Source organism: Methanomicrobium sp. (assembly GCF_055145805.1).
Genome location: NZ_JBSREC010000092.1, coordinates 1 through 5,431 on the forward strand (window position 1 = coordinate 1; position 5,431 = coordinate 5,431).

Annotated in this window: 5 protein-coding genes; 2 read left to right on the forward strand and 3 right to left on the reverse strand. The window is 40.3% G+C overall.

Features of this window, described 5'->3' with window-relative positions; all coding sequences use genetic code 11:
* Window positions 1–275 precede the first annotated feature (275 nt).
* Window positions 276–1,676 carry an alpha/beta hydrolase family protein gene (locus ACTB1O_RS08440; protein ID WP_462994696.1) on the forward strand — a complete coding sequence of 467 codons (1,401 nt, stop codon included), beginning with the start codon at window positions 276–278 and terminating at the stop codon, window positions 1,674–1,676.
* Between the two features lie 36 nt (window positions 1,677–1,712).
* On the opposite strand, the gene ACTB1O_RS08445 is transcribed toward ACTB1O_RS08440, so the two are convergent.
* Complete coding sequence (locus tag ACTB1O_RS08445) at window positions 1,713–1,934, reverse strand: hypothetical protein (protein WP_462994697.1); 222 nt, start codon at window positions 1,932–1,934, stop codon at window positions 1,713–1,715.
* Between the two features lie 317 nt (window positions 1,935–2,251).
* Here ACTB1O_RS08445 and ACTB1O_RS08450 point away from each other — a divergent pair, with 317 nt between their 5' ends.
* Window positions 2,252–3,553 (forward strand): ATP-binding protein, encoded by a 1,302-nt coding sequence (locus ACTB1O_RS08450; RefSeq protein WP_462994698.1) that lies wholly within the window; start codon window positions 2,252–2,254, stop codon window positions 3,551–3,553.
* 112 nt (window positions 3,554–3,665) lie between these two features.
* Here ACTB1O_RS08450 and ACTB1O_RS08455 read toward each other — a convergent pair whose 3' ends face one another.
* Together ACTB1O_RS08455 and ACTB1O_RS08460 are read right to left on the reverse strand one after the other, a co-directional pair.
* Window positions 3,666–4,364 carry a uracil-DNA glycosylase family protein gene (locus tag ACTB1O_RS08455; protein WP_462994699.1) on the reverse strand — a complete coding sequence of 233 codons (699 nt, stop codon included), beginning with the start codon at window positions 4,362–4,364 and terminating at the stop codon, window positions 3,666–3,668.
* A 311-nt stretch (window positions 4,365–4,675) separates the two neighbouring features.
* Entirely contained in the window at window positions 4,676–5,107 is a 432-nt protein-coding gene (locus ACTB1O_RS08460; RefSeq protein WP_462994700.1) for a hypothetical protein, read from the reverse strand.
* Window positions 5,108–5,431 lie beyond the last annotated feature (324 nt).

Consider the following 5,431-nt stretch of genomic DNA (forward strand, 5'->3'; position numbering starts at 1 on the left):
GAAACATCTTATAATTTAATTTGTAAATTCACTCCAGATAAGAATTATCTATTTGGAGAGCGTGAAGATAGAAGAGCCATACGAGCGAGATTATTTAGAGAGAGGAGATGAGGTATTACGTATTATTCAGTATTTGTTCTCTTTTTGAATTTCTTAAAAACTCTAACATCCATTTCTCCTTTTCAGAATTTTGCAAAAGAGTCATAAGTTTTCTGCAAAACCCAGATTTTCGTAAACATTATCATAACTGCTATTCTAACATTCCATAGTCAACTATGAAATCCACGAGAGCCTGTAGAATATATATAATAACTTTCACCCTCCTGATAACAGCTGTTTTTACATTTACAATTTCTGCAGGCTGCACCGGCACAGATCAGCAGTCAGCGGCTTTGCCTGCCGTTACTGCAACAAAAACACCTTCATCCGCTTCCTCCGGCTCCGCCGCACAAATATTCAGCGATCAGGAATTCGCTTTCCAGTTCCTAAGAACAATAGGCGCTACATATTCCGGAGAAGCTGATATCGGCGAATGCCTTAAAACAGCATCCAGAATAGACGAAGGAGACTTTGAGAGCTGGTATGGCGAATGGAAAAAGACAGCGGATGCAGTCAGAAATATAGGAGATGAAAGCCTCAAAAAAGGGCATAACCGTACAGCAATGAATGCTTACTACCGGGCTGCAACATACTACCGCACAGCAGAATTCTTCCTGCATGGAAATTCCACCGACTCCCGCATCGTTGAGACGTGGGAAAAAAGCAGGGAAACATTTCGCGATGCACTCGCACTCGATGATGTCTCATACGAGATTGTCAGCATCCCGTACGAAAATACAACACTCCCCGGGTACTTCTATAAAGTTGACAATTCCGGCGCACCGCGGCCGCTTCTCATCGTTCAGACCGGCTTTGACGGCTGCCAGGAAGAGCTCCATCCATATGCAATGGAAGGAATAAAACGCGGATACAATGTCCTGACATTCGAGGGGCCGGGCCAGGGCGAAGTGATACGGATTCAGCATATTCCGTTTCGTTACGACTGGGAGAATGTCATCACCCCTGTTGTGGACTATGCAGTAAGCCGGCCCGATGTCGACGAAGACAAAATAGCACTCTGGGGAATTTCCTTAGGCGGCTACCTAGCCCCACGCGGCGCCGCATATGAAAACAGGATTACGGCGCTTATTGCAGACCCCGGCACCTATGACGTCGGAGAAAATCTCCTGCGAAACCTGCAGGACGAAGGAGCAGACGCGAACATGACAAAAGAAGACCTGAAGGAATGGCTGCAGACAGGCCCCGCTGAGTTCAACGATGCCATAAGCGAAGCAATGGCAGATAATACCGGCACCCGCTGGATGAACGAGAATGGAATGTTCGTCTTCAATGCCGGCTCACCGGCACAGTTCTGGGCAAAATGGATGGATTTTTCACTCGCAGGAATTGCCGGGAAGATACGCTGCCCGACACTTGTCTGTGCCGGTGTGGCCGATAACCTCGACCCGGACGGGATACAGGCAAAGGAACTTTATGACAATCTTACCTGCGAGCGGGAATTCATATTATTCTCAGACGAATACGGTGCCGGGTCGCACTGCCAGTTCGGGGCGTTCGGTCAGTCTTTCGGTGCCAAGTTTGACTGGCTCGACGATAAAATAGGAATGAATTTATAAAAAGGCCGGAGATTATACGGCAATCTCCCTGGTTTCTCACCGCTCAAGCCTGAAGGTAAACGGCTCTGACATAACAAGATCATGAGTCATATAAGTCTCGTTTATAACAGGGCCGTCTTTTTGGAAGAATTTAACATTCATTGACCTGTCTGTTAAATCTGTTACAACAGTCCATAAAAGCCGGACCGTATCATCGTTTCCTGACAGCACTCCTTCCGAATTGCCGTTGGAATTGGCCTCACTTTCATGACCTCCCATGCATTATCTTCAGTAAATGCTCCTTCATGTCCGGAGATGTAATCATGGTATTGAAAATAAAATATTTTGGGGAGCATCATATAGAAAACCTTTCAAAAAAACAAAAAGTTATCAGTTTCACATTAAATTGCTCCAAAGAATTTTAAAATATTCCGGATATCAGATCCTAAATACAGCTTTAATTATTAAGAGACCCTCCGCCATAATTATTAGATTTAATTAGATACTGTTCTTTTACGATGAATCTTCTTTTATATACAACCTACTCCCCAGCAGAGAACAGTTATATAAGTTGAGATGTAATTCTAACTTGCGATATGGAAAAAGATAAGCTATTGGATGTAATCCTGCAGCAGCAGGAGATCTTTAAGGAAATACCAAAAGACATCATAGAACGCGATGTTGATCCTTTAAAGTATATACGTGGAAAAGAGATTGTAATCATAACCGGAATAAGAAGGTCAGGCAAAAGTACAGTCTTAAAACTTATCGCTGAAAAATATCTGAATTTGGACGAGAATATTCTCTTTATAAATTTTGAAGACATAAGGCTTGCAGATATTAATATTGAAAATTACAATGATATCGAAAATATTGCAATAGAACTATTCTCAGCTGATAAAAAGACAGTTTTTTTCTTTGACGAAATCCAGTATGCACCATCATGGGAGAGATGGCTCAACAATCTCCATTTTAAAGGCCATAAAGTATTTGTAACCGGCTCAAATGCAAAAATACTGGGCAGTGAAATTGCAACATCACTTACGGGAAGAAATGAGGTGCTGAGTCTATATCCATTCAGTTTTAAGGAATATCTGAAATTAAAAGGGATTGAAATCCCCCCGGAAAATATTCTTACCTCACAAAAATCTGCAGAGATATTACATTTTTTCAAACTTTATCTGGAAACAGGAGGATTTCCTGAGGTTTTAAAAGAAGACAATATAGAGCTTTCAGGAAATTATTTCAACGATATTTTAAAAAGAGATATAGAAAACCGGAATAATATCAGAGACAGCACAGGACTTTCGAGACTTGCAACATATCTTGTCACGAATTCATCCTCAATATTTACTTATTCAACACTGAGGCAGATTACAGGAATAAAAAGCAACAACACAATAAGGCAGTATATAGATTACTTCAGGGACTCATATCTTTTTTACACCCTTCCGGCTTTTTACTATTCTCTTAAAAAACAGGTTCAGGCATCATCTAAGATCTATTCGGGAGATAACAGTTTTTTAAACACGGTCTCATTTAATTTTTCTGAAAATAAAGGACAAAAACTTGAAAATATTGTCTTTCTGTATTTACTCCGGTCAAAAAAAGGCTATAAATTATTCTACCATTCCGGTGAAAAATCCAAAAAAGAATGTGATTTCTTAATTATGAAGGATACATTCGTAAGTTCTGCAATTCAGGTATCGTCCGCGATTATAAAGGACAAAACCAGAAACAGGGAGATTAACGGACTTTTGGATGCACTGACTGAGCACAAATTAAACAAAGGCTACATATTAACAATGGATTCTTCAGGTAAAGAAGAAATTAATGGCAAAGAGATAATTATAATTCCTGCCTGGAAATACATGCTTTACCCTGAATCATATCAATAGTATTTTTAAAACAAATTTAGCCTGTTCTTCCTTCAAATATATCACAGGCCTTATCCCTGATATTTAAGTGATGATGAAATAAGTTGCAGGAACTTCCCGATAACCTGGAATATCATTGAAAATTCTGGCAATCGAGGACAATATTTTTGATTTTCTCTCCCAGTGATATTTTTACAAATTCATCTTTAGGAGACCATGCCCCCATGGCTGCGCCTGACGGATGAGGAAGGTGATACAGGTGAATGTTTTTATCCTCTGGAATTATATTGCCGTTTTTCAAAAACCAGTTTTCCACATCTTTTCCAAGCGTTATGATAAACCGGATATTTTCATTTGCAGCTGATTCTATCTCTTTCTTCAGCCACCGGTCTGCACAGTAACCGGCATTTTTCCCGCTAAATTTCAGTGATGCTTCTCCAGGTTTGTCTGTGCAGCACTTGTGGAGGTGTGTCCAGTAAACTGAATTAAAAAGAATTTTCTTAAAATTCAACAGTTCATCATTTGAGAGGGAATTTTCCATATATTTCCTGTTGAAATATTCAATACGCCCATAAATCCAGTCAGGTATGGCATTTGAATTAAAAAGATCCTCCCGCCATAAAGAAAGATCTTTGGATTTTGCATCATTATAATACGGAATAAACGCTGTGGTCGGATCTCTTGATATAATTATTCCGATAAAAGGATTATTCTGCGGAGGATGAACCCATACTGCAGGGATATCAGAGAGCCTTTTAAATTCACATTCATCCGGGCATGAATCTGATTTGTTCATCTTTGATACTGTTTTAAAATAATCATCAAAACTCATTCTTTTAGGGATTGGTGTGGAATGGTATGAATTTATCCAGGCAATTCTGCCAGTTAGTATTACAGTTCATTTTTGGTTGATTCATGCCGGGAAATATTCAGAAATAAGTTACCATTTTATTTGTAAATTCTCCTTCAGAAATATTCAAATTATTTATCTTATAAATAAGACCAATAAGACAGATCATGTCATTAATAGAGATTAAAACCGGAACCATCACAGAAAAAGGCCAGATTGTCATTCCAAAATCATTAAGGGATAGATTTTCCCCGGGAAAAAAAGTTTGGCGGAATCAGAGATTCGCCGGAATATTATTTACGGACGCCGTTCCAGAGATACGTAGTCTTACTCGTGTCATTTGCATGGTCCCATGTTCCGGTGAAGGAATTTCCGTCAGCTGACATTACAAATTCCATCGTACCTGATGTCCCAGGGATACCATTCTCAGACTCAGACCAGGTGCCGGTCAGTGTGGCTCCGTCAACAGTACCTGTTATTGACCCTGTGTAATTTTGTTCGGGGTTAATATAGGTTCCTGTTACCGATCTGCCCGTCTGGGTGAACGTAATGTCATCTCCGGGCACCAGGGTCGCGTAATCCGCAGATGTCCATGCCGTGCTCCATATGCCTGACCAGGACATTTCCTCAGCAGCAGGTGTTGTACCGGATGTGCTCGTGCAGCCGGCAGCCATCAGCATAAGACAGGCAAGGCCGACAAGAATAATAACCATTGATTTTTTCATAAAATCACCATTTAGGTTTTTTATTTACCCACGTAATTAAACCTTCTGAAATGATATTTTAAGGTGCCTGATGCCCCTTCCTGCGATTCTCCTGATGACCGGGCCACTTACTTGTTCAGCGATAGTCCTATTACCCGTCATGTGCAGCACCGGTGCTGGCCCGGGCGATCGTGATCGGCATTTTTTAAATCCGATTGAAATCCCCACGGAAAATTTTCTGTTCTCACAAAAATCTGCAGAGATATTACATTTTTTCATACATTATCTGAAAACAGAAGGATTTCCTAAAGTTTTAAAAAAACAATATAGAACTTTCAGGATACT

Bases quoted from the DNA above. Each gene is read 5' to 3' on its own strand.
- ACTB1O_RS08455 (WP_462994699.1), bottom strand. From the start codon at position 4,364: ATGAGTTTTGATGATTATTTTAAAACAGTATCAAAGATGAACAAATCA.
- ACTB1O_RS08450 (WP_462994698.1), top strand. From the start codon at position 2,252: ATGGAAAAAGATAAGCTATTGGATGTAATCCTGCAGCAGCAGGAGATC.
- ACTB1O_RS08460 (WP_462994700.1), bottom strand. From the start codon at position 5,107: ATGAAAAAATCAATGGTTATTATTCTTGTCGGCCTTGCCTGTCTTATG.
- ACTB1O_RS08445 (WP_462994697.1), bottom strand. From the start codon at position 1,934: ATGGGAGGTCATGAAAGTGAGGCCAATTCCAACGGCAATTCGGAAGGA.
- ACTB1O_RS08440 (WP_462994696.1), top strand. From the start codon at position 276: ATGAAATCCACGAGAGCCTGTAGAATATATATAATAACTTTCACCCTC.